At 42.0% G+C, this 23108-nt stretch carries 20 protein-coding genes; 5 read left to right on the top strand and 15 right to left on the bottom strand.

Annotated features, from left to right (window positions below; translation table 11 throughout):
* Positions 1-6: 6 nt before the first annotated feature.
* Genes WMZ97_RS01560 through WMZ97_RS01545 form a run of 4 tightly spaced genes read right to left on the bottom strand, consistent with a single transcriptional unit; the run spans position 7 to position 4638 of the window.
* The gene (locus WMZ97_RS01560) at positions 7-1485 is read right to left on the bottom strand and encodes a Na+/H+ antiporter subunit D (RefSeq protein WP_343270288.1); all 1479 of its coding nucleotides are present in this window, start codon (positions 1483-1485) and stop codon (positions 7-9) included.
* Positions 1478-1813 (bottom strand): Na(+)/H(+) antiporter subunit C, encoded by a 336-nt coding sequence (locus tag WMZ97_RS01555; protein WP_343270287.1) that lies wholly within the window; start codon positions 1811-1813, stop codon positions 1478-1480. Before WMZ97_RS01555 ends, WMZ97_RS01560 begins: the two co-directional genes overlap by 8 nt.
* Before the next feature lie 3 nt (positions 1814-1816).
* Complete coding sequence (locus WMZ97_RS01550) at positions 1817-2239, bottom strand: Na(+)/H(+) antiporter subunit B (RefSeq protein ID WP_343270286.1); 423 nt, start codon at positions 2237-2239, stop codon at positions 1817-1819.
* A complete protein-coding gene (locus WMZ97_RS01545) occupies positions 2236-4638 on the bottom strand; it encodes a Na+/H+ antiporter subunit A (RefSeq protein ID WP_343270285.1) in 2403 nt (800 codons plus the stop codon). Before WMZ97_RS01545 ends, WMZ97_RS01550 begins: the two co-directional genes overlap by 4 nt.
* Positions 4639-5404: 766 nt before the next feature.
* Here WMZ97_RS01545 and WMZ97_RS01540 point away from each other — a divergent pair.
* Complete coding sequence (locus tag WMZ97_RS01540) at positions 5405-6079, top strand: histidine kinase (protein ID WP_343270284.1); 675 nt, start codon at positions 5405-5407, stop codon at positions 6077-6079.
* A gap of 150 nt (positions 6080-6229) precedes the next feature.
* On the opposite strand, the gene WMZ97_RS01535 is transcribed toward WMZ97_RS01540, so the two are convergent.
* The 4 genes from WMZ97_RS01535 to WMZ97_RS01520 form a co-directional block, all read right to left on the bottom strand.
* Positions 6230-8185: an ABC transporter permease gene (locus WMZ97_RS01535; protein WP_343270283.1), complete on the bottom strand. Its 1956-nt coding sequence runs from the start codon at positions 8183-8185 to the stop codon at positions 6230-6232.
* Positions 8175-8936 carry an ABC transporter ATP-binding protein gene (locus WMZ97_RS01530; RefSeq protein ID WP_343270282.1) on the bottom strand — a complete coding sequence of 254 codons (762 nt, stop codon included), beginning with the start codon at positions 8934-8936 and terminating at the stop codon, positions 8175-8177. The genes WMZ97_RS01535 and WMZ97_RS01530 overlap by 11 nt, the downstream gene beginning before the upstream one ends.
* Positions 8937-9035: 99 nt before the next feature.
* Complete coding sequence (locus WMZ97_RS01525) at positions 9036-10040, bottom strand: sensor histidine kinase (RefSeq protein ID WP_343270281.1); 1005 nt, start codon at positions 10038-10040, stop codon at positions 9036-9038.
* Positions 10033-10728: a response regulator transcription factor gene (locus WMZ97_RS01520; RefSeq protein ID WP_343270378.1), complete on the bottom strand. Its 696-nt coding sequence runs from the start codon at positions 10726-10728 to the stop codon at positions 10033-10035. Before WMZ97_RS01520 ends, WMZ97_RS01525 begins: the two co-directional genes overlap by 8 nt.
* A gap of 398 nt (positions 10729-11126) precedes the next feature.
* Between WMZ97_RS01520 and WMZ97_RS01515 the strand changes: the two genes are divergently transcribed.
* On the top strand, positions 11127-12188 hold the full coding sequence (locus tag WMZ97_RS01515) for an NAD(P)/FAD-dependent oxidoreductase (RefSeq protein WP_343270280.1): 1062 nt from the start codon (positions 11127-11129) through the stop codon (positions 12186-12188).
* A 144-nt stretch (positions 12189-12332) separates the two neighbouring features.
* On the opposite strand, the gene WMZ97_RS01510 is transcribed toward WMZ97_RS01515, so the two are convergent.
* Complete coding sequence (locus tag WMZ97_RS01510; protein ID WP_343270279.1) at positions 12333-13043, bottom strand: hypothetical protein; 711 nt, start codon at positions 13041-13043, stop codon at positions 12333-12335.
* Positions 13044-13227: 184 nt separating this feature from the next.
* Between WMZ97_RS01510 and WMZ97_RS01505 the strand changes: the two genes are divergently transcribed.
* Complete coding sequence (locus WMZ97_RS01505; protein WP_343270278.1) at positions 13228-13527, top strand: c-type cytochrome; 300 nt, start codon at positions 13228-13230, stop codon at positions 13525-13527.
* A gap of 91 nt (positions 13528-13618) precedes the next feature.
* Here WMZ97_RS01505 and WMZ97_RS01500 read toward each other — a convergent pair whose 3' ends face one another.
* Positions 13619-13768, bottom strand: coding sequence for a hypothetical protein (locus WMZ97_RS01500; RefSeq protein WP_343270277.1), 150 nt, complete (start codon positions 13766-13768; stop codon positions 13619-13621).
* A 64-nt stretch (positions 13769-13832) separates the two neighbouring features.
* Complete coding sequence (metA, locus tag WMZ97_RS01495; RefSeq protein ID WP_343270276.1) at positions 13833-14741, bottom strand: homoserine O-acetyltransferase MetA; 909 nt, start codon at positions 14739-14741, stop codon at positions 13833-13835.
* A gap of 321 nt (positions 14742-15062) precedes the next feature.
* Here metA and WMZ97_RS01490 point away from each other — a divergent pair, with 321 nt between their 5' ends.
* Positions 15063-16313, top strand: coding sequence for a dicarboxylate/amino acid:cation symporter (locus WMZ97_RS01490; protein WP_343270275.1), 1251 nt, complete (start codon positions 15063-15065; stop codon positions 16311-16313).
* A gap of 22 nt (positions 16314-16335) precedes the next feature.
* On the opposite strand, the gene WMZ97_RS01485 is transcribed toward WMZ97_RS01490, so the two are convergent.
* Both WMZ97_RS01485 and WMZ97_RS01480 read right to left on the bottom strand, forming a co-directional pair.
* The gene (locus tag WMZ97_RS01485; RefSeq protein ID WP_343270274.1) at positions 16336-17091 is read right to left on the bottom strand and encodes a hypothetical protein; all 756 of its coding nucleotides are present in this window, start codon (positions 17089-17091) and stop codon (positions 16336-16338) included.
* A gap of 562 nt (positions 17092-17653) precedes the next feature.
* A complete protein-coding gene (locus WMZ97_RS01480; protein WP_343270377.1) occupies positions 17654-19060 on the bottom strand; it encodes a SpoVR family protein in 1407 nt (468 codons plus the stop codon).
* Between the two features lie 342 nt (positions 19061-19402).
* Between WMZ97_RS01480 and WMZ97_RS01475 the strand changes: the two genes are divergently transcribed.
* Positions 19403-19756 (top strand): hypothetical protein, encoded by a 354-nt coding sequence (locus WMZ97_RS01475; RefSeq protein WP_343270273.1) that lies wholly within the window; start codon positions 19403-19405, stop codon positions 19754-19756.
* Positions 19757-19806: 50 nt separating this feature from the next.
* On the opposite strand, the gene yhbH is transcribed toward WMZ97_RS01475, so the two are convergent.
* Entirely contained in the window at positions 19807-20967 is a 1161-nt protein-coding gene (yhbH, locus tag WMZ97_RS01470; RefSeq protein WP_405027641.1) for a sporulation protein YhbH, read from the bottom strand.
* A gap of 192 nt (positions 20968-21159) precedes the next feature.
* Positions 21160-23055 carry a PrkA family serine protein kinase gene (locus tag WMZ97_RS01465; protein WP_343270272.1) on the bottom strand — a complete coding sequence of 632 codons (1896 nt, stop codon included), beginning with the start codon at positions 23053-23055 and terminating at the stop codon, positions 21160-21162.
* Positions 23056-23108: the final 53 nt, after the last annotated feature.

The following is a 23108-nucleotide window of genomic DNA, read 5'->3' as shown; positions in this document are numbered from 1 at the left end:
GTGTGCTTAATCATGTAAAATCGCATCAATATACCTTTCTGGATGTACTAATGTATCCGCCGCATCTTTAACATATGTGGCGATGGACTCTGCACCAAGTCCCAAACCAATGGTAGCAACTGTCAATAGAATACATGGAATGAGCCAGCCTTTCTTCTGCGGCACTTCATCCTCTTCACTGATGAGCGTCTCTCCCCAAAAACAATTCAAGAACACCCTTAGAAGCGAATATAAAACTAAAATACTGGATAAGAATGCAAGTGCCAGTAATAGGTATGAACCAGCGTCAACAGCACCTTGCCCAACTAAAACTTTTCCAATAAAACCACTTAACGGAGGGATACCTGCCAGTGACAGCATGACGATGAAGAACATCCAGCCTAACAATGGAAAATTGCGGATCAATCCACTCATTTCATCAATTCGTGCCGTTTTTGTTAAGGCAATCATCGTCCCTGCAAGTAAGAACAATAGGGCTTTGACAATCATGTCATGAATCAGATAATAAATGGACCCTTCGATTGCTTCCGGCGTAGCAACAGCAAGTCCAATTAAAATGAACCCAACAGATATAATTACATTGAATGTCACAATTTGTCTGAGATCCCGATAGGCAACCGCACCAATACTGCCGGCGATCAGCGTAAGAGCCGCCATAACGCCGATAATCGTTTGGGCAGCCGCTTGATCCTGGTTAAAAACAAGCGTAAACATCCGGAACATCGCATAAATTCCGACCTTTGTCAGCAAGGCACCAAATAAAGCAGCGACAGCAATCGGCGGCGCACTATACGACCCTGGTAGCCAGAAATACAACAACAGACCCGCCTTTAAGGCAAAAACAGTTAAGAAAACAATACTGATTACAGTTACTAAGGGCGTTTGACCAGATTCCGCAATACGCTCTGCTAAATGAGCCATATTCAGTGTCCCTAGTACACCATACAGATACGCAATCCCAACAAGAAACAGCCAGGAAGAGATCACATTAATCACAACATATTTGATCGCTTCTTTTAATTGTACCTTTCGTCCACCTAACGCAAGCAAAACATACGAAGCGACCAGCATTACTTCAAAGAAAACATACAAGTTAAACAAATCACCGGTTAAAAACGAGCCGTTGACCCCGGCTACAAGAAAATTGACAAACGAATAAAAGAACATTCGTTCATAGCTTCGGCCAATAGATGAAAAGGCATAAAGCAGACAGATTGCCGCTACAACACTAGTCGTGAGTACAAGCAATACCGAAAAGGAATCGGCAACAAACGAAATCCCAAACGGCGGATCCCACCCGCCAAAATCGAGACGGAGGATTCCTTCTGCCTGGATCCTGTTCAACAAATAAATACTTATACCAGCATTGATGAGTATGACCCCAAAACTAACCCATCGTTGCATACCAATATATGAACGAAAGAGTATAAACAGGATACCTGCTAAAAGCGGGAGAGCCATTGGAAGTATAAGCATATTATTCATCGGTAAAGCCTCTCCATTCATACAAATCATCCGTCTTCGTTTCCTGATAGATGCGATAAGCCAGTACAAGCGAAATCGCCGTTACGGCAAAGCCAATCACAATGGAAGTTAAAATGAGTGCTTGCGGCAATGAGTCCACATAATGATCACCTTCCCCGATAATGGGAACACTGCCTGACTTTAATCCACCCATCGTCATAATCAGTAGATGGGCTGCATGCGATAGAATAGCTGTCCCCAAAATGACTCGTATCATACTTTTCGATAGAATCAAATAGGTCGCAGCGGTTACTAAAATACCTGATAAGATCGTTATTAATGTTTCCAATGCTTACACGTCCCTGCTAATACTTAGAATAATGGTTACGACAACACCAACGACAACAAGGGCAACACCCGCTTCAAAAATGGTTACCGTCGTCAAATGCGTTTCCCCAAAAATAGGCAAGTCAAAGTGACCGAACGATTGGGTCAAAAACGGATCACCGAAAAGGACGGCACCAAATCCGGTGGCCACAACAATAAATGCCCCGAGTGCTGCAACCCGTTTAAAATCAATGGGAATCCCCTTTTTGATGGTGGCAATATCCTCCACAATAAACAGCAGCACAAAGGCTGAAGCCAACAAAAGGCCGCCAACAAATCCACCACCAGGGCTATTATGGCCGGAGAAAAACAAGTAAACAGCCAATGTTAAAATAATGAACACGACAACCTTTGTAACCGTTCGGAGGATAACGTTATTGATCTTCACGATGCATCATCCTCCTTTTTCGCCTTCAACTTGGTAAACGTATAGACTCCAATTCCCGCGATCAGGAGTACCACAACCTCCAGCATTGTATCGAACGCCCGAAAATCGCCCAAAATTGTATTGACAATATTTTTTCCACCGGCAAGCTCCTCCGCATTCTCATAAAATCCAGAAATCGTTGCAAATAATTTTCCATTTTGTACTGCAAGCGCAGTGATCGTAAAGACAACGCCGACACAAATCGAAATGAGCAAATTAACAGCTTTTGAAATGGGTCGTGTTGCATCCTTTTTCCACTCTGGCAGGAAATAATACGCGACCAGAAACAGTACGGTAGTAACTGTTTCAATCACCGTTTGGGTTAATGCCAGATCCGGAGCCCGAAAGATGACAAATAACACAGCGATCCCGTAACCAAGTGCACTGTTTAACAAAATCGCTGTTAAACGGGAGCCAGCAAACAAAATGGCGATTCCTGCTGCCATCATCACCATCGCAATAATCCATTCAAACAGGCTCACAGAACTATTTCCGGCAATTTCAACTAAAAACGCCTTCGTATAAATCAATATGCCACCTGTTGCGATAATAAAGAATAAGTAAATATATACCAAATAATCACGCAAGTAACCTGTCATATAAAAGTTGGTGATTCGATTAGATGTTTTACCCAATTGCTCCAGCATCGCATCATATAACGCGTTGAAGGATATATGTTGCGGAAATAACCGGTAAATGCCTTTCCAGTACCGTAAAAATAGAAATAATACAACCCCTAAAACAACCAAAGCAATAGTCATCATCAATTCCATATTAAAACCATGGAATGCTGCAATCTCAACAGCTAACTCATGCTGTGGGACGGCCGGAAAAATGCTGCTCAGTGCTGGTGTCAGAATATAACGTCCGAGCAAGTTTGGGAAAAAGAAGATACCAATCACACACAACGCAAGAACCCCGGGTGCAATCAACATGCCGATAGCCGCCTCGTGACCAGGATGCTCCAACTTCTCCATCTGATAAGGTCCAAAAAACGTTTTGAACACCATAATCATACAATAGACAAACGTAAACAAACTTCCTGTCCACGCCAGCACTGGGAATAGGGTGCCCCAGGTTTCCAGCGAAAACATATCAAAGTGACTAATATTCAATGCTGCGGTAAAAAACATTTCTTTACTCAAGAAGCCATTAAACGGAGGTAGTCCCGCCATAGAGAAGCTGCCAATACATGTGATGGTAAATGTTACTGGCATGACCTTCAGCAATCCCCCAAGCTTGCGGATATCACGCGTTCCTACCCGATGGTCAATGATTCCCACCACCATAAACAATGCCCCTTTAAACGTGGAATGGTTAACCAGGTGGAACAAAGCTGCAAAACTTGCTTGGGTATAGATAGCCGTTTCAGCTGATTTGCTCGTGTAAAGCGCAACTGAACCAATCCCGAACATACACATAATCATTCCAAGCTGACTCACCGTTGAATAGGCGAGCAAGGCTTTCAGATCCGTTTGCCGGACTGCATGAAATGACCCCCAAAACAAGGTGAACAGTCCAATCCCGCCAACGAGCCAAAACCAGGTTCCCTCGCCACCAAAAATCGGCGTAAAACGGGCAACCAAATAAATGCCGGCCTTCACCATGGTTGCTGAGTGTAAATACGCGCTGACCGGTGTAGGAGCTTCCATCGCATCCGGTAACCAGATGTGAAACGGAAATTGCGCGGACTTGGTGAACGCACCAAGCAAAATCAACAGCATAGCTGGCAAAAATAACCCATGATCCGTGTACTGGCCAATTCCTGCAATCATTTCACGAATACTAAACGTTCCGGATATCACATACAGCATCAGAAATCCAGCAAGCATGGACATACCACCGGTTATCGTTATTAACATTGACTTTTGCGCACCTTCTCGTGACTTTTTCCGATGGTACCAAAAAGCAATTAACAAAAAAGATGAAATACTGGTCAGCTCCCAGAACACATATAACACCATCATGTTATCGGAAAACACCACACCAAGCATACTTGCCATAAACATGAGTAAATACGTATAAAAACGTGTCAGGGACTCGTTTGTTGATAAGTAGTAAATCGAATAAAGCGTGACAAGCGTGCCAATTCCTGTTATTAACAGACCAAACAGCATACCGAGCCCGTCCAGATAAAAGGTAAAATTAATATCAAATGATGGAATCCATCTTATGGTTGACGAAAAGGTTTGGCCACTTGCAATTGCCGGCAGATAATGGATCAGAAGGATAAATAATGATGCAGGTATGAGCAAAATAAACCAGCCGATATGCATGGTCTTGCCACTTTTTTTATGATGGATTTGAATAAAAGCAACAGCTAAACACAGTATGAGAATTGTCGATATGATAAATAGCAAAATAGATCTAACCCTCCATTGATTCGTCTATTAAAGGTTTTTTGTTATTTAATATATTGGCAGGAAAATATAAATTGCACAAATCACTGTGGAAAAATTACGACGTACAGCCTTAAAACGTAGTATTCCCAACTAACCTTGACTTATGGGAAGGCAAACGAGATAATGGAGGCCATTAAAAGAACAAAGGCGGAAGTGCCCGGATAAAGGAACGCCGACTAAGTTCGGCACGTCCTGTGCCAACGTCGGCATGACCTGCATCCGCAGGCCCACGTACAAACTGGAGCACTTCGCAATGAGATAAAGGAAACATGCCCCTGCAACAGGGGTATGCCGACGTTGGCCGCAAAGGCCGGTTTTAGTCGGCCTTCCTTTGTCCCCTGAACCGATGTTGACTTGATCTGCGTGGAGAAGTGTGAAGTTTGCTAGTTACGTAGCCCACTCTGGCCCGAGCAGAATAAAGCATATGTATGCTTTATTCTCTAAGAAAGAAAAACTTAGATTAGAAGCCTTGCCAAATAGCGTTGATTCTCGGTTTAAAAGGCGATATGATCAATGTATAACATGCTGATCATCCTTTTATGTTCCTTTTCAAAACAATAGGGTAATGAAATCATGTATTAGTATTAATTATACACTAAAATAAAGCGTACTTCATCTTTGACACCCTTTTTCATGTATAGAGGGTTCACGTTTAACATGGAACGTGATAAGATAAGACAGCTTAAGATAATGGAAAGATTAAAAATGAGGTGAAATTGCCGCCATGAAGAAAATAAAAGGCCGGATGGATGAGAGCATTTTAGTATGTGTGTATTATGGTCCGAACGGCGAGCGACTCATTAGACGTGGCCAGAAACTAGCTGAAATTATGGACTGTCCGCTGTATGTACTAACCGTTGATCCGCTTCCATACGATGAATTCGATGCCGAAAAATCCGGATATATTGAACGTTGGAAAGAGCTTTGCGATGAATTGGATGTCGATGAATTCATTATTCGTGATAACGAAAAACGATCATCGGTTAAAGCAATTGCCGAGGTTTGTCACAATTTAAACATCACCCAGGTTATTATTGGGCAAAGTCCGCAAAACCGGTGGGAGGAAATTACCAAAGGCTCGTTTGTCAATGTCCTCTTACGTGCCATGACATTTATCGATATTCACATTGTATCCATTGACCGGACACTAAAAAGCGATACAGATATCACGTTCGAAAAAGGTGTCCGCGGTTTTTTACGCCAAGATAACGATTCATACCGGCTCAGCTTCAGCCGTTCAAAGGATAACCTCTATGAAGGTATTTTCTATAAAGAAATCGGCACAGATTTTAACAACGGAATCTTCAAGTTTGTCAACCATGAAGGAAAAACTTGTCAAGTGCATATCACCGATGACACCGTCACAACCAAAATGAACGAACCCCCGAATGTGAAATAGAGAAAAGGATTGTTTCCAGTGCCCCAGCTTTAAGAATTGGGGCACTGGAACAGATCGGGATATCCGGAAAACCAGCACATTTAATCGGGAAAGCCGCCCTGACTAACAGGTGCGCTCTCCCGATTAAACTGGATCTTCTTCCGACTCTGTTTACAATGCCTCTTGAATAACCCGCCTATAATAAAGTACCGACAAAATTGCGAAGATAGAGTACAATATGGTATAAATCACCATGACAGTCACCATTGGCATTACCATTTCTGTACCAAAGAGGAACCAGCCGGATTTGACCGCAAAGTAACTGTGCAATAGCCCAAGTATTAATGGAATGCCAAAGTTGAACAGCTGTTTATACCAAATCCCGCGTAGTAAATCAGCCTGTGAAAAGCCCAGTTTACGTAAAATGGTATAGGAGGGCTTTTCTTCTTCACTTTCATCCATTTGTTTAAAATACAGAATACAGCCGGATGTAATTAAGAAGGTCAATCCAAGAAACCCAACGATAAACATGGTGAGTCCTGTAGCCTGTTTTTGGTCTGCCATAACCGTTACACGTGAACCATAACCCGGTACATCTTTTTCATCCAAGTCCATCTGTTCAAAAACGCTGTCAGCCTGTTCCAACTGCTTCTTATCTGTCACATCAATACCGACATAGGTGTTACCAAGGTCGCTTTGGTTGTCCGGTTCAAGATTACTTTCCAACTTTTGATAAACGCTGTTATTTACAACCGCGACCGGTATGCCACCAGATGAAAAAATAATTGGCAGTATAGCGTAGTCTTGTAACTCCGAATAGTGTACATCAAAGGAACCCTTGCCATTTGCTAGAACAATCTCTCCTTTATCTTTAAACGAAAGAATCTGGGACATCGAATCGCTAACCCCGGTAAGTACCGTTTCATCAGGGGAAACATTGATATCTTTTACCGATTGATCACTGATGATGACCATGCCGGTATCTGCCGGATTCGCATAGGATTCATACGGAATCGTTTCCAGAGCTTTCGTTATATCGGCGCTTACAGTAATGAAAGGAATGGTGTTTGCCTGATAACGAATATTTTCCTTATCGAGCTTCTTTGTAAAATCGTCGGCATCCTTCTGACTCGGTATGGAAAAATCGTTTGGCACCATTAGCTGGGCTAATTTATCTGCCGAATAATACGAGATATAGGTTAACGATAATAGTCCGATCGCTAGTGCGGCAACAGTCGTGATTACCGTCAAAGCAAGCGCATTTGATTTCATGCGGAACATAATCGACGATAGGGACAACACATCATGAATGGACAGATACCCCGCCTTACTTTTACGAATCAGCTGCAGTATAAAGCTGACCGAGCCTTTGAAGAACAGGTAAGTACCCACAATGACTGAACCCAAGATACTAATCATCAATAAGAAAAGCTTACCAGGACTAATCGTGTTAAAATCAAACAACAATGTAGACAAATAATACCCGAGAATAATCAGACCAATCCCCAAGATGCCGGCCAGAACTTGAACAACCGACAGTTTCCTGATATTGCTCTGGGTTTTCGATCTTGCTTGAAACAAGGACAGGATGCTCTGTCTGCGAATATACAGGTAGTTCATCAACATAATAAGTAAATAGATCACCAAAAAAACAAAAATCGTTTGGAACACAGCTGTCACGGAAAAACTTAACGCAGCTACCTGATCTATAGCTGTGATTTTAAAGAATACCATCTTAATTAATTTTGAAACAGAAAAACCGAGAAAAATCCCGATGATGATCGATCCAACATAAAGGGTAAAGTTTTCGATACTTAAAATACGAAAGACCTTCCCCCTAGTCATTCCAATCAACTGGAACAATCCAACCTCCTGACTTCTTCGCTTGATGAATAATGCATTCGCGTATAATAGAAATACAGCAACGATAGCAATTAATAAAACGGATCCTGCGTAAATTCCCGCTGAACCTTTGACCGTCCTTGAGGGCTCATCAAGCGCTGGATCATATTGCAAGGTAACAAAGGAAAAGTATAGCGCCACACTAAACATAAGCGCAAAGACATACAAGTAATAATTTCGGATATTTTTCTTTAAACTTTGCCAAATTAATCGATTAATGCTCATCTTGCACACCGCCCAAGACGCCTTGTGTTTTCATAATGTCTTTTAAAAAGGTCTCTCTTGTTCCATCCCCCTTATGGAGCTGGGTATATAAAGCGCCATCCTTGATAAAAATCACCCGCTTGGAATAACTGGCAGCGACCGGATCGTGGGATACCATCACAATCGTCGCTTCCCGTTTCTCATTTAAGTGGTTCAACTTGTTTAATAAATCCGATGCCGATTTGGAATCCAGCGCCCCGGTCGGTTCATCGGCAAAAATAATGCTCGGTTCATGGATGAAGGCGCGGGCAGCTGAAGTTCGCTGCTTTTGTCCACCGGAAAGTTCATTTGGATATTTTTCGCAGATATCGTAAATGCCCAGTTCTTCGGCTACTTGTTTAAATATGTCATTGGCTTTCTGTTTTGATACATTATTAATCGACAATGGTAACAGGATATTCTCTTTTACCGTCAGCGTATCCAGTAAGTTGTATTCTTGAAAAATAAATCCTATATGGTGTTTACGAAATGCGGCAAGTTGTTTATCCTTCATCGTGGTTAGTTCCTGTCCTTGAATGACAATATTCCCCTGACTCACCCGGTCAATCGAAGAAAGGACGTTTAAAAGGGTTGTTTTCCCCGACCCGGATGCCCCCATAATACTCACAAATTCTCCCTTTTCTACATTGATATCAATTCCTTTTAAAACTTCTTGTTTATTAAATTTGTTTCCATAGCTTTTACGAATTTTCGTTGCCTCTAACATCATCACCACTTCACTCCTTCCATCTGTCTGACTCTATCATAATGAATAGCAGCTTCTTTTTCCTTCGATTCATCGAACAATTCAAACAAGCATGTGACAATCTTGTCACATGCCTGTAATGGTAACAAATTCATTTTTGTTAGGGAAGATTAGCGTAAACGTGGTGCCTTCTCCGACGATCGATTGAACATCAAGCTTAATGTGTAACGATTTTGCTGCATTTTTCACTAAATATAACCCCATACCGGTTGAAGCAGTATCCTGGTGTGCGGTAGTAGAGGTAAAACCCCGATCAAAAATGCGTGGCAAGTCTTTGGCATCCACACCTCTACCATGGTCTTGGATAGCCAGCTTTGTTTGTTGATACTCCGTATAGCTAGTGATCGAAATATCGGCACCTTCCGTATATTTAATCGCATTGGTTAACAGTTGACGGATGATAAAAGCAAGCCATTTTTCATCCGTCAATACCTCTTCTACTTGGAAAGAAACGTCAAAACCAATTCCTTTAGGCACGCACCACGCTTGTAATGCTTTAATTTCCTGGAAAATCAAAGGCTCCAGGCTGGTTTCTTCGATGTGTAAGTCATTTTCGATAAACGAAATTCGTTTTTTGTGCAGCTGCTGGTCGAGAAGCAGATACGTCCTGAGCCATTCATATTTCAATTGCTGTTTAACTTTTTTATCCTCGACACGATCGATCATGAGTTGCATTGTCGTTAATGGTGTTTTCACCTCATGGATCCAGGAGAGCAGTTCATCTTTTTCCCGTTCCAATTGAGTGTTATGCTTGGAAAGCTCATTTTTAAAGGTCGTTGTTTGCTCCTCGAGTCGTTCCTCTGCGATGGTTTCAAACGGACTCCTTGCCTTTTTAATATCGGTTAAATCATAATCGCCATCCCACGCTTTGAGACCTTTGTAAAATGCCGTTTCTTTTTGATAACGCACGATAACGAATATAATCAGAATTAGCGTCGATAAGAAAACAATATAGACAACGGATCGAATGGGGATGGTCGGATCAATAAACGCAATAAAAAGTGTTACAAGTTGTAACGCAATAAATAGAACTACCCAACTGCTACGCTCGATGAGATACCTTTTAATCAATCGTACGTGTCACCTCTTTTGCCTGATATCCTTGTCCAATTTTCGTCTCGATAAAACGCCCTAATCTAAGTGCGTCCAATCGCTTGCGTAACCGGTTGACATTAACGGTCAGGGTATTATCACTAATGAAACGCTCATCGTTCCAAAGGTTTTGGATGATTTCCTCGCGGGGAACGACTTCATTTTTACGCTCAATTAAAACTTTCAGAATATACATTTCATTTTTTGTTAGCTCAATGGTCCCTTGATCATTGGTAACTGTATTTTTAGCATAATCAACCGTGGCGTTATTCCACATACGCAACTCAATCTGCTCGGTGTTGTAATTATAAACTCGCCGGAGAATCGCTTGTATTTTCGCAATCAACACATCAAAGTGAAATGGTTTCTGGATATAATCATCCGCACCGAGCTGCATCGACATGATCATATCAGTGGGATGATCACGTGAAGATAAAAAGATAATGGGTACATTGGAATGCATCCGAATCATCCGGCACCAATGGAAACCGTCGTATTTTGGCAACTGAATATCAATAATGACCAAATCTGGTTTCAAGCTAGTGAAATCCTTCATAATATCGTTAAAATCACGCACACCATACACGTCATAATCCCAGCTGGCCAGGCGATCTATTACTTCTTGAAACAGGCTTGTGTCGTCTTCAATTAACATAATTTTAGGCATTGGAACCACTCGCTTTATCATCAATCATTTGCTTCCATTGTAGCGAAGTTCAATCATCCTGTATAGACGCTAGTTTGAGGTATCATTCGATAACGTGATATTAAGGTCCATTTCTTCTTGTATATCGGAGCAAGCACCCAAAGCACAAACTGGAGATTTGATCTGAGCTTATCTCCATGATAATGAATGCTTGTAACCCCTAAGCAGCTACCTGCTCTGCACGCCTCTTTCATCTACACGTAGAAAGAGGAATTGACAAATAATTATTAACCAATTCTTAAGACTATTCCAACCTTAGTTTTATACCGATAATCCCTAGTCTTTCCCTGCTTCATTTGTTATCCTTTAGGTGGAATCAAAAACACTTCTATTATTGGGACAGAGATGGGGTCATGTTTATGAAAAGATTAGTCATTTTAGGCGGTGGCTATGGAGGGGTTAAAGTTGTCGCAGGATTACTAAATTACCAGTTATCGGAGGACATTGATATTACCGTCGTGGATAGAAATCCGTATCAATCGATGAAAACTGAGTTTTACTCTATTGCCGCTGGTACTTCTGCCGATAAAGACCTGCGCATCAATTTTCCGGATGATGAAAGGGTTCGTTATGTATTTGGGGAGATCACAGAAATTAATACCAAAAATCAGGAAATCACGCTGCAAGGAAAAAGTGAACATGTACCATACGATTATTTAGTTGTTGCACTTGGATGCGAAGATAACTATCACGGGATCGATGGTGCACAAACATATACAGAAAGCGTGCAAACGTTTCAAGGTGCCCGACACACCGGGACAGCTGTTGGAAATTTAAAGGCGTATGGAAAAGTCGCTATTGTCGGTGCAGGACTAAGCGGAATTGAAGTAGCTGCGGAAATCCGGGAGAGTCGGCCAGACCTAAATATACGGCTGCTTGATCGAGGGTCAACAGTATTAAAAGCATTCAATTCAAGAATTCAAGAATATGTAGAATCATGGTTTATTGAAAATCAAGTGGAAGTACTGCATCATGCGAACGTCGAATATGTTGAAAAAGATGGTGTTTGTAATAATGGCGTTTGTTTTGTCAATGACGTCACCATTTGGACGGCGGGTGTTCAGCCACATCATTTAGCCAGGAAACTGCCATTTGCAAAGGATCCCCAGGATAAAATTATTGTCAATGACTATTTCCAAGTACCAGAAAGCACTAATATATATGTTGTTGGTGACTGCGCTGCTTCGGAGCATTCACCAAGCGGGCAATTGGCAATGCAGCAGGGAGAACAGATTGCCGAGGTTCTATTAGCTGTTCTTCATGATAAAGAACCAAAGAAACCAAAAGAAATCAAGCTCAAAGGGACTCTTGGTTCACTTGGCAAGTCTGACGGGTTCGGGAATATGTTCCAACAACCATTCACCGGCCTTGTCCCACGTATCGCAAAATCCGGTGTCCTTTGGCTCAGCAAACGACACTAATGGGTCACAGGGACCGGTCAAGACTACTGATAGGTAGAAAACAAGCCAGAACTCGTTCGAAACGGGCGAAGTTACGCCTGAAACGTGCGTGAGCAAGCTAATCCTTTTAAGTAGTCGCGAACTGGTCCAGTGTTCCTATATTCCTTATTTCATCTGCTCATATGGGAAAACCTTTAACCTTTTGGCCTCTTCAGCATGATCATTAACAATTTCATTTAACAGCTGTTGTGTATCTTTTCCTTTGGTATCCATCCCTAACTTCTCGGCGGATTGTGTAATCTTTTTATCTTGAATTTCCTTAGCCAAGGTATAGCTGTCTTTTCCTTCCTTATCAATTCCCAATTTATCTGCTTCTTTATGAATGTAATGGTCGAATATCGCTTGTTTAAGTGATTCGATGTCCTTATCTTTGGTATCAATGCCTAATTTCTCGGCTTTTTTCTTTAATTTCGTTTCATACACTTCTTTGGCAAGTGCTTTAGGATCTTTTCCTTTTGTGTCGATACCAAGCTTCTTAGCCATTTGTTTTACCTTTTCTTGACGCACTTCATCAGCAAGTTTGTCAATATTTTTTCCCTTTGTCTCAATACCTAGTTCATCAGCTGCACGATGTATCTCCGCCTCATAAACTTCTTTGGCTAGATCTTCGGCATTTTTCCCTTCTGTATCAATTCCTAATTCCTTTGCCCGTTGCTTTATCAACGCCTCATTATGATGAATCCCATAATGATTATCATGTGATGTCAACTGATTAACCATTTGATCAGAAGCTGCGACCGAAGCCGGCGCTGCCTGTGACGCAATAGCCAAACTAAATGCAACTACCAGTGTTATCATGAACCTATTTCTTATCATGTCATCTTCCTCCTGTTGTTAGATTATTTGTTAGTGTTTCCTTATCCTTTAAAAGAAATGTACATTTTGTACCGATATTGTGACTATTTCTGAAAGCATTTTTCCATTGTGACAAAAGTCATATTGTCTTCGCTTTTATAGCTAATAACCTTGTAGGGAATAAACAATCTAGGAGGGTGAAAAAATGACGGGCAGAATGGTAAACATGTCCGGTTTTATCAAAAACAATATGCCACCTAATAGTGACAAACCTTTAACAGATCAGGAAGCTGCTGATATTGCGGCATTTCTCTTGTCACAGGATCGCTCGGAATGGAAGGGACATGACAGCGATTGGCCTGATGGTGGACGGCCAACAGATATTATTAATAAAGAACGTCGAAAGCAAATCCAACAGGGCACCTTCGATTGGACAGAAATTGAAAATATTATCCCCGCTCAACAAAGTGAAACTTCATTCAGCGGGGATCTTACTACCCGTTAAAGCGGGATAAAGCAAAGGAGATAGCAGTGTATCAAACTGCTATCTCCAGTCAGCCCCTTAGATAAAACGCCCATTTTCATCAGCGTGTCTGTTACTCATCTGCTTTGCCGCTGATATACTCGTTTAACTTTCCGTTGCCTTGGCTGTTATGGTTTTTAAATTGGCTTTTTCTTCCGTTTCGATGTTCTCCATTGTTGGTATTTTCCTTGAACATATTGTTTTTTTGTTCTTTATTAACCACGTATCATAACCTCCTTTTCTATTTCACGTTAGCTTTTGAAAAGGAGGGGACTTTATGCAAAGTATTAATCCCATTGGAAAGGGGTCTGCTGATACACGTAATAATTAAGCCAGTTGGAAAACAACAAATGCGTGTGTGAGCGCCATGTATTCTGCGGCCGTTCGTTCGCATTGTCATTTGGAAAATAATGTTTAGGGATTGCCGTATCCAGTCCTCTGCCAAGGTCGCGTGTATATTCTTCTGCAAGTGTTGTCGCATCATATTCCAGATGACCAGTTACCATGATGTGCTTCTGATCGTTGGACATCACAATAAATGCCCCCGCCTCTTCAGAAGCAGAAAGAAGTGTCAAATTCGGATGCTGCGCAATCTCCTCCATTGGAACTGCTGTATACCTGGAGTGTGGTGCACGAAACACATCCTCAAATCCCCGAACAAGCTCAATAGTTGGATCAGCTATATCATGGGTAAACACACCGAATAGTTTTTTCGACAGCGGATATTTATCAATCCCATAATGATGATATAATGCAGCCTGGGCACCCCAGCAAATATGTAAGCATGAGGTGACATTCTCTTTTGACCACTCCATGATTTTTATTAGCTCTGGCCAGTAATTAACGTCCTCAAACTGCAGGTGTTCAATCGGCGCTCCAGTAATAATCATACCGTCAAAGCGTCGGTCTTTCACTTGCTCAAACGTTAAATAAAAGGAATCCAAATGTGATTTGCTAACGTTCTTCGACTCATGTGTGGCCATTCTTAAGAAACTGATATTAACCTGTAAAGGAGTATTCCCCAGTAAACGCAACAGTTGTAATTCTGTTCTCTCTTTTTCCGGCATTAAATTTAAAATAATGATATTAAGCGGACGAATGTCTTGGGTTCTCGCCCGGTCCTCATCCATGACAAAGATCTTCTCTGTCTTTAATTCCTCTGTTGCTGGCAACTCTTTCGGTATATTAATTGGCACCTGACATATCCCCCTCTGTCGTCATTTGAATAATGTATCTATTATAAGGTCAAAGAAATAGGAAGGCAATCGGGACGGGCCAACTTTATAAGTATAGTATATGGAATCAAAAGGCACTTTAGGTAATAACCTTAAATGTAGGCGCTATTCTGCTTATACTGGAGTAGACCACGTCCCTCTTTGACTGAGCATTGCTTTTGACAGATCACCATTCGTCTTGTATTGTCAGTATACTGCCAAGTGAAATGGCAGGGATATCATTTGCTCCATACCGTAATGGAACATGGACTTTTGGGAAGCCTAATGTAAGGTGGTTATGGTATGAAAGTAATCTGGAAAGGCTACATCAATGCGTCACTAATATTAAAAATCACCATCGCACTAATTTTTGGCATTATTGTTGGATTAATTTTTGGCAAAGATGCGGTAGTTCTTGCGCCATTCGGTGATCTATTGCTTCATTTGTTGAAGTTTCTTATCGTTCCCCTTATTTTGTTTACATTGATCGTTGGGGTCAACCAAACGAAAATTAACGACCTTGGACGAATGGGCGGGAAAGTATTTCTATATTATCTGCTGACCTCGGCACTGGCAATTATCGTTGGTATTGCCGTGGCTAGCATTTTTAACCCTGGAAGCGGAATGACACTGGATACAAATGAAAGCTTTGATGTACCGGAAAACCCAGGAGTCATTCATGTTCTGCTCAATATTGTTCCGGAAAGTATTGTGACAGCTTTCAGCGAGCTTAATTTGTTAGGAATTATTTTTACAGCACTCGTTTTTGGGATTGCGATATCTTCACTACGGTCCTCCAAACAGCATGGAGAACTTGGCGAACAAGTTTATACCGTTATCAACGGATTAAACGAGGCCACCTTATCCATTATGAGCGTAATCCTGCAATACGTACCAATCGGGGTCTTTGCAATTATGGCTAAAACGGTTGGTAACCAAGGGACGGATACGTTATTGTCCTTGGGCGATATGGTCCTGGTGCTATATGTTGGGTTACTTATTCACGTTGGAATTTATATTCTATTTATGCTTCTGACCAAGGTGCCACTGAAGCCGTTTTTTCGTGAAGCACGCTCGCCGGTGGTAACCGCATTTGTCACCCAAAGCAGTTCTGGTGTCTTGCCTCTAACGTTAAACGCCGCGAAAAACATGGGGCTGGAGAGAAGCCTATACGGATTCAGCCTGCCACTGGGGGCGACCATTAATATGGATGGTGCGGCGATGCGCATTGCGGTATCCGCAGTGTTTGCGGCAAATATTGTTGGCGACCCGCTTAGTTTTACAGATATGCTTCAAGTTGTCCTAGTAGGAACCCTGGCATCAATTGGAACTGCCGGCGTACCTGGAGCTGGAATCATTATGATTGCCACGGTATTTGCTCAACTGGGGCTGCCAATGGAAGCAGTTGGCCTATTAACGGCCATCGATGCACTGGTAGGCATGGGAGCTACCGCATTGAACGTCACTGGTGATTTAGTCGGGACTACGATTATCAATAAAACAGAGAGGAAAAGAAACCATTCCGATTTGCAAAAAAACAGCTACTCGCACTGACCAAGCGAATAGCTGTTTTTTCTTACTTCTGTTTATCCGATGTTTCCTCTCGTTTTTGCTCCATAAGAAAGTTCAGTGGCTGATCGGATCCTGTCATCAAATGATAAACAAATGACGATGTACGTTTATAGCTTTTTTCAATTTTATCCACCAAATAACTTGTTCTTTCGAATAAAATGGAACGAATATTCGTAACCTGCCTGAGTGTTTTCTCCAGTAATGCATCCTGGTTTTCCAAATGAGTTAAAGCTTTCTCCTGACTCTCATGCTGAGTGGAAACTTTGTTAGACATCGTTTGCTGCAGTTCAAAAAGTTCATCCATTTTGGCTGCAAGCTGCTTATTTAACGATTCATAGGTTCCGATTTGGTCTAAAATGGCTTGGTTGGATTCGCTAATCTGGTTCATCTCAGCCACGACTTCCCCTTTTAACAACCCCTCCTCATCCAGCCGTCGGGATAGCTCTTGATTATTTTCATCTAGCATACGAATCCACTCCTGTGCATTGGCTTCAAATTGGTCATGCTCCTGCTGTGTCCTCCGGAGCTCTTTTAATTGGTTAAATACGTCCATCCATTCTTTTTTCTGTAAACTCCGTTGCTCAAGAAACTGCTGCCTCAGCTCATGAACCGAATTGTTTAGCGAATCATTTATATTTTGCTGGGACTTCACCAGCTCAGCAAAGTAATCTCGTTGAAAATATTCCTGATTAGGCGCTTGCGGGTCTTCCTGATTCACAAACACTTCTGGATGGACACATTGGTTCATAAATAATCCCATTCGAGTGTTCACTTCCTATAAAGGTTCTTAATGTATCGTATGCATTGTATGATTACTTGGGACATTTGCCCGCCTTAAATGGGTGACAGCCCAGAGCGGGGAGTTCAACCAGAAACGTGGCATTATCGACCCAGATACGTGAGCTTCAACCAAAAATGTGGCATTATCGACCCAGATACGTGAGCTTCAACCAAAAATGAGGTATTATCGACCCAGGCACGTGAGCTTCAACCAAAAATGTGGCATTATCGACCCAGATACGTGAGCTTCAACCAAAAACGTGGCATTATCGACCCAGATACGTGAGCTTCAACCAAAAATGAGGTATTATCGACCCAGGTATGCGAGCTTCAACCAAAAATGAGGCATTATCGACCCAGATACGTGAGCTTCAACCAAAAATGTGGCACTATCGACCCAGGTATGCGAGCTTCAACCAAAAATGTGGCACTATCGACCCAAATACGTGAGCTTCAACCAAAAAATGAGGAACCATCAACCCAAAACCAATCGATCCCACAAACGGAAGTGCCAAGTCCTCCATTGAGCCTGGCACGCATCCCTATTTAAACCGCCGATTCACCCTGCTTCCATCAAACGAATAAACAACAGCCTTTTCTTCCACAACTGTCTCCACGTATACCGTTCGCCCCCAAAGCTGATGAATATACGGAAGCACATGCTCCAAGTAATTTAAATCAAGCTCAATTCCTTCATAACGATGTAATAAATAAAGATACCCGTTACGCAAATAATCCCCATCGATCACTTCAATATACGGGAATCCACCATTAACACGCTGGGATACCAACTGATCACGCACACCTTCATAATCCTTCTCGGTAATTCGGTAATCTGCACCCTGCTTCTCAAATAAATACATATCTTCCCGTTGTACGAGTTCTTTCGTTAAATAATTGCGAATAAATGATGTGTCCGATTCCACTTCCCGGACTTCGAAAATCTTTTCCCGGCCTGATCCAGGTTTAACGCCTAGTTGCTTCATTTCATCGGATGGCTCATTATAGCGAGCTTCAATATCCTCGAACATTTTTACCCCTAGATAGTATGGATTAATTTGCGTCTTGGAGGGCTGGACAACACCCGCATTCAAGCTGGCAAATTCAATCGTTTCCTCGGTGGTCAGATCCATTTCCCGCAATATCCGCTGATGCCAAAATGATGCCCAGCCTTCGTTCATGATCTTCGTCTCCAACTGCGGCCAAAAATAAAGCATTTCCTCCCGCATCATGGTCAGAATGTCGCGTTGCCAATCCTCCAGCTCCCGGCTATGTTCTTCCATAAATAACAAGAGATCCTTCTCCGGATGTGGCGGGAACTTTTTCTTCTTCTTTATTTCTTGTTTCGGCTGATTGTCGGTCATCGTTTCGTCAATATCCCATAGGTCATCGTATGGTGATTTTATCTTTGGCTTGTGCTGCTCTTCTTCTTTTTCCCATTCATAAGCGGTCAATTTCGGCCGGACAAACGATGGATCAATATGTTCCTGAATCGCTAACACCGCATCCAAAAACGCCTCTACTTCTTCTTTTCCATGAATCATTTCATAATTCTCGATTCGTTCGGCTGTCGCTGTCATACTCTCTACCATGTCTCTTCGTGTATTGGAAAAGCGAACATTGTTTTTGAAGAAGTCACAGTGTGCTAAAACATGTGCGACAATTAACTTGTTTTGAATCAAGCTGTTCGTGTCCAGCAAAAAGGCGTAACAAGGATTTGAATTAATAACAAGCTCATAAATTTGGCTTAGCCCCAGATCATAATGGAGCTTCATCTTAAAAAATTGTTTACCAAAACTCCAATGGCTAAATCGTGTTGGCATTCCATAGGCACCAAATGTATAAATAATATCAGCTGGGCAAATTTCATAACGCATCGGATAAAAATCGAGACCAAATCCAGATGCAATGTCCGTTATTTCATCAATTGCGCGGTCGAGCGCTTTCATCTCTGTCAACGAGCATCCCTCCAAATGTGCTTTATCCCGCCTTAACGGGCAGTAAGACCCCCTATTCAAGATTTGAGGTGAAACTAGAAAAGATAAGTGGAGGTCAACTGCCTGTTAAGGTCCGATTCTGTTCGGGCCTGCACGATGCAGGTTACAAAGGCGTTGCAACAGGATGTTGCGAACTTAGCCTTTGTTCCTCTATTTAGAGGAGAAAGGGAAACCCCCACTGAATGAAGTTTCACTTTATACAGTGTATGATTATAATGAATGATGATGAACCATATTCTTTCTTATGAATGACAATCATTAGAACGGGCAATGTAATACCATGGAGGAATCGTTATGACACAGAAGAATTTATCCATTGAGGAATTTAATAAGCAATTACAGAATTGGACAGGGAAGACGGTGAGAATTTGTAAGCAGGAAATAGACGATCATGATGAAACATTGATGCACCTGCAACAGGTTACGTATGAAACAAATACTCGTCGAATCGATGATTACCAGCCAATGCACACTCTACAATTAAACGGAACTGGTCAGGTAGAGAATGAAGCACATGATATGCAGCCGTTACCTTCATCTACCTATGAAATTCCGCTTGAGGATTCATCCCGTTATCAGTTTGACGGATCACAATTTTCTCTGACAACCGACCGCGGGGCATATACGATTGAAATTGCCAAACAATGAAGCTGCCGGGTACCCTGGCTATCTTTGCCAAGAGTACCCGGCATTTACTGTTATACCGGTGCCGTCTCTTTTTTAAAAAAGCTCTTCATCGCATGGTAGACATCACGTTTTTCCTTTAAAACATAATGCCTGAATTTCTTTCCTTCCAAATTGCGATAGGCCTGCATCAGTGTTGATGGGCGGTTATAACTGTTTACTTCCCCATACCCAAACATGCGGGATACCTCCATCAGCTGATTAACGAGCTTGATACATGTTGGATTATCCGACGTAATATTCTCCCCGTCAGAGAAATGAAATGGATAAATGTTGTAACGAGACGGGCTGTATTGATCTTCAATCAGCTCAAGTGCTTTATAGTAGGCAGATGAACAAATGGTGCCACCGCTTTCTCCCTTGGTAAAAAAGGCTTCCTCCGAAACAACCTTAGCCTCTGTATGATGCGCGATAAAAGCAATTTCCACGGATTCATATTTTGTACGTAAAAAACGAGTCATCCAAAAGAAGAAGCTTCTGGCTATATACTTCTCAAATGTACCCATGGATGCGCTTGTATCCATCATCGCGAGTACAACCGCCTTTGATTCAGGCTTCACAATATCGTCCCATGTCTTAAACCGCAGATCGTCATTATATATCGGCGCAATACTCGGATTGCCCTCGGTTGCGTTGCGTTTTAACGCGGTTAAAATGGTTCGCTTTTTATCAATATTTCCCATTAACCCTTTTTTACGAATATCATTAAATTCGATATCCTCGGTGATAATCTCCGCTTGTTCCTTTTGTTCCAAATTTGGCAGTTCCAGTTCTTTAAACAGTGCCGCTTCAATTTCTTCCAGAGATACATCCGCTTCATAATAATCATTTCCCGGCTGATCACCAGCCTGTTTTCCCTGGCCTGATCCTTTGCGGCCGCCGTTTGGATCACGTGCCACCACGTCACCAACCTGACTGTCGCCATCTCCCTGCCCGACATGCTTTGACTTATTATAATTATAGCGAATTTTATACTCATCCAATGAGCGAATCGGTATTTTTACAACATCGCGTCCATTAGACATAATAATACTTTCTTCACTGATTAAATCGGGCAAATTATTTTTAATTGCATCCTTTACCTTATCCATATGACGCTGTTGATCCTGGTGACCTTTCCGATGGAGGGACCAATTTTCCTTGGAGACGACAAAGTTTTCTTTACCTTCCTGCACAATTTCCCCTCCTTACAATATTGCATACGCATCTTCCTGGGTTATCCTATTATTTGAAAATTAAAAATGTAACTCTCTATATTCTATGCAATTACCATAAAGTTATTGCGCATCTTTTTCTAAAAACACATACGCCCGTATGGAAAAACAGCAAGACTAATAGAGTCATTAGTCTTGCTGTCCAGGATCACGTTACCGATTTAGCAGGCTTCCAACATATCGCAAAAGTTCGTTGGCAGAAATAGAATTATAGCCATATTCATCAATCAGCCTTGCTATAACCTCATTAATCTTTTTCAGCTGTGATTCGTCCGGTGTCTTGGATGTCGTCGTAATTTTAACCACATCTTTCAAATCGGCAAACAGTTTCTTTTGTATCGCTTCTCGCAAACGTTCATGCGAATTATAGTCAAAACGCTTACCCTTTCTGGCATATGCAGAAATTCGAATCAGGATTTCCTCACGAAATGCTTTTTTGGCATTTTCGGAGATACCAATTTGTTCTTCAATCGACCGCATTAACTTTTCATCCGGATTCATTTCTTCACCGGTAAGCGGATCTTTCAGCTTATTTTTATTACAAAACGCTTCCACATTATCCAGGTAATTATCCATTAATGTCTTCGCTGATTCTTCATAGGAATAAACAAACGCCTTCTGAACTTCCTTCTTTGCAATGTCATCGTACTCTCTTCTAGCCACTGCAATATAATTGATATACTTTTCCCGGTCCTCCTGGGAGATAGATGCATGCTGATCAAGCCCGTCTTTCAAAGACCGCAGTACATCAAGTGCATTTATCGACGGGGTCTCCTTGCGTATAATCGTCGATGATATCCGGTTAATGACGTAACGCGGATCAATACCATTCATCCCCTCGTCCGGGAACTCTTTTTTCAGCTCATCCACGTCTAATTGGTTAAATCCCTCGACACTTTCCCCATCGTACAGGCGCATTTTCTTCACATGGTCAATTCCCTGTTTCTTCGAGTCCTCCAGCCGTGTCAAAATCGAAAAGATGGCTGCAACTCTTAGTGCATGAGGAGCGATATGGACATGCTGCATATCACTTTCTTTAATCATCTTTTCATAAATGCGTTCTTCCTGCGTTACCTTCAAGTTATATGGAATTGGCATCACAATAATCCGGGAATGGAGCGCTTCATTTTTCTTGTTTGAAATAAATGACCGATATTCCGCCTCATTTGTATGCGCCACAATGAGCTCATCCGCCGAAATCAAGGCAAATCTTCCAGCCTTGAAATTTCCTTCCTGTGTTAGCGAAAGCAGATGCCACAGGAATTTTTCATCACACTTGAGCATTTCTTGGAATTCCATCATGCCACGATTTGCCTTGTTCAATTCTCCATCAAAGCGGTAGGCACGCGGATCTGACTCCGATCCATATTCCGCAATGGTCGAAAAATCAATACTGCCCGTTAAATCGGCAATATCCTGTGACTTCGGGTCGGATGGACTGAACGTCCCAACACCAATCCGCTTATCCTCGGAAAAGAAAATCCGCTCCACCATCACATCCTCAATTCGTCCATCATACTCCTTATCCAGCCGCATCGTGTTTAGTGGTGATAGACTTCCCTCAATCCGGACACCATACGTTTGGAAGAAATCCTCGCGTAAATGCTTGGGTATGAGATGAAGCGGGTCTTCATGCATGGGACAGCCTTTTATCGCATACACAGCACCTTCTTCTGTACGCGAATAAGCTTCAAGCCCCCGCTTTAACATCGTAACAATAGTAGACTTCCCACCACTAACTGGCCCCATTAATAATAATATGCGTTTTCGGACATCCAGCCGTTTTGCTGCCGGATGAAAATATTCTTCCACTAGCCGCTCAATCGCTTCTTCCAGCCCAAATATCTCCTCACCAAAAAAGTGATACATCTTGTTTCCATCTCTTTCGGTTAATCCAGAGCTTTTAATCATATTGTAAACACGTGAATGAGCTGTTTGCGCCACCTCTGGCCTTTGTTTAACAGTTTCCAAATATTCTTCAAATGTACCTTCCCACTCCAGTTGCCTTTCTTCTTCTCGATGACGCCTCACTTTATCTAGTATATCCAATTTGTTACCTCCATTCAGGGCAAGGTTTATATAGCCTATGCAAAAAAAGAGGT

It is taken from the genome of Lentibacillus songyuanensis (genome assembly GCF_039548255.1).
Classification (GTDB): Bacteria; Bacillota; Bacilli; order Bacillales; family Amphibacillaceae; genus Lentibacillus_C; species Lentibacillus_C songyuanensis.
This window is presented reverse-complemented; position numbering and strand designations above follow the sequence as displayed.

Bases quoted from the DNA above. Each gene is read 5' to 3' on its own strand.
- WMZ97_RS01540 (WP_343270284.1), top strand. From the start codon at position 5,405: ATGAAGAAAATAAAAGGCCGGATGGATGAGAGCATTTTAGTATGTGTG.
- WMZ97_RS01515 (WP_343270280.1), top strand. From the start codon at position 11,127: ATGAAAAGATTAGTCATTTTAGGCGGTGGCTATGGAGGGGTTAAAGTT.
- WMZ97_RS01510 (WP_343270279.1), bottom strand. From the start codon at position 13,043: ATGATAAGAAATAGGTTCATGATAACACTGGTAGTTGCATTTAGTTTG.
- WMZ97_RS01490 (WP_343270275.1), top strand. From the start codon at position 15,063: ATGAAAGTAATCTGGAAAGGCTACATCAATGCGTCACTAATATTAAAA.
- WMZ97_RS01475 (WP_343270273.1), top strand. From the start codon at position 19,403: ATGACACAGAAGAATTTATCCATTGAGGAATTTAATAAGCAATTACAG.
- WMZ97_RS01505 (WP_343270278.1), top strand. From the start codon at position 13,228: ATGACGGGCAGAATGGTAAACATGTCCGGTTTTATCAAAAACAATATG.
- WMZ97_RS01560 (WP_343270288.1), bottom strand. From the start codon at position 1,485: ATGAATAATATGCTTATACTTCCAATGGCTCTCCCGCTTTTAGCAGGT.
- WMZ97_RS01535 (WP_343270283.1), bottom strand. From the start codon at position 8,185: ATGAGCATTAATCGATTAATTTGGCAAAGTTTAAAGAAAAATATCCGA.
- WMZ97_RS01480 (WP_343270377.1), bottom strand. From the start codon at position 19,060: ATGAAAGCGCTCGACCGCGCAATTGATGAAATAACGGACATTGCATCT.
- WMZ97_RS01520 (WP_343270378.1), bottom strand. From the start codon at position 10,728: ATGCCTAAAATTATGTTAATTGAAGACGACACAAGCCTGTTTCAAGAA.
- WMZ97_RS01485 (WP_343270274.1), bottom strand. From the start codon at position 17,091: ATGGGATTATTTATGAACCAATGTGTCCATCCAGAAGTGTTTGTGAAT.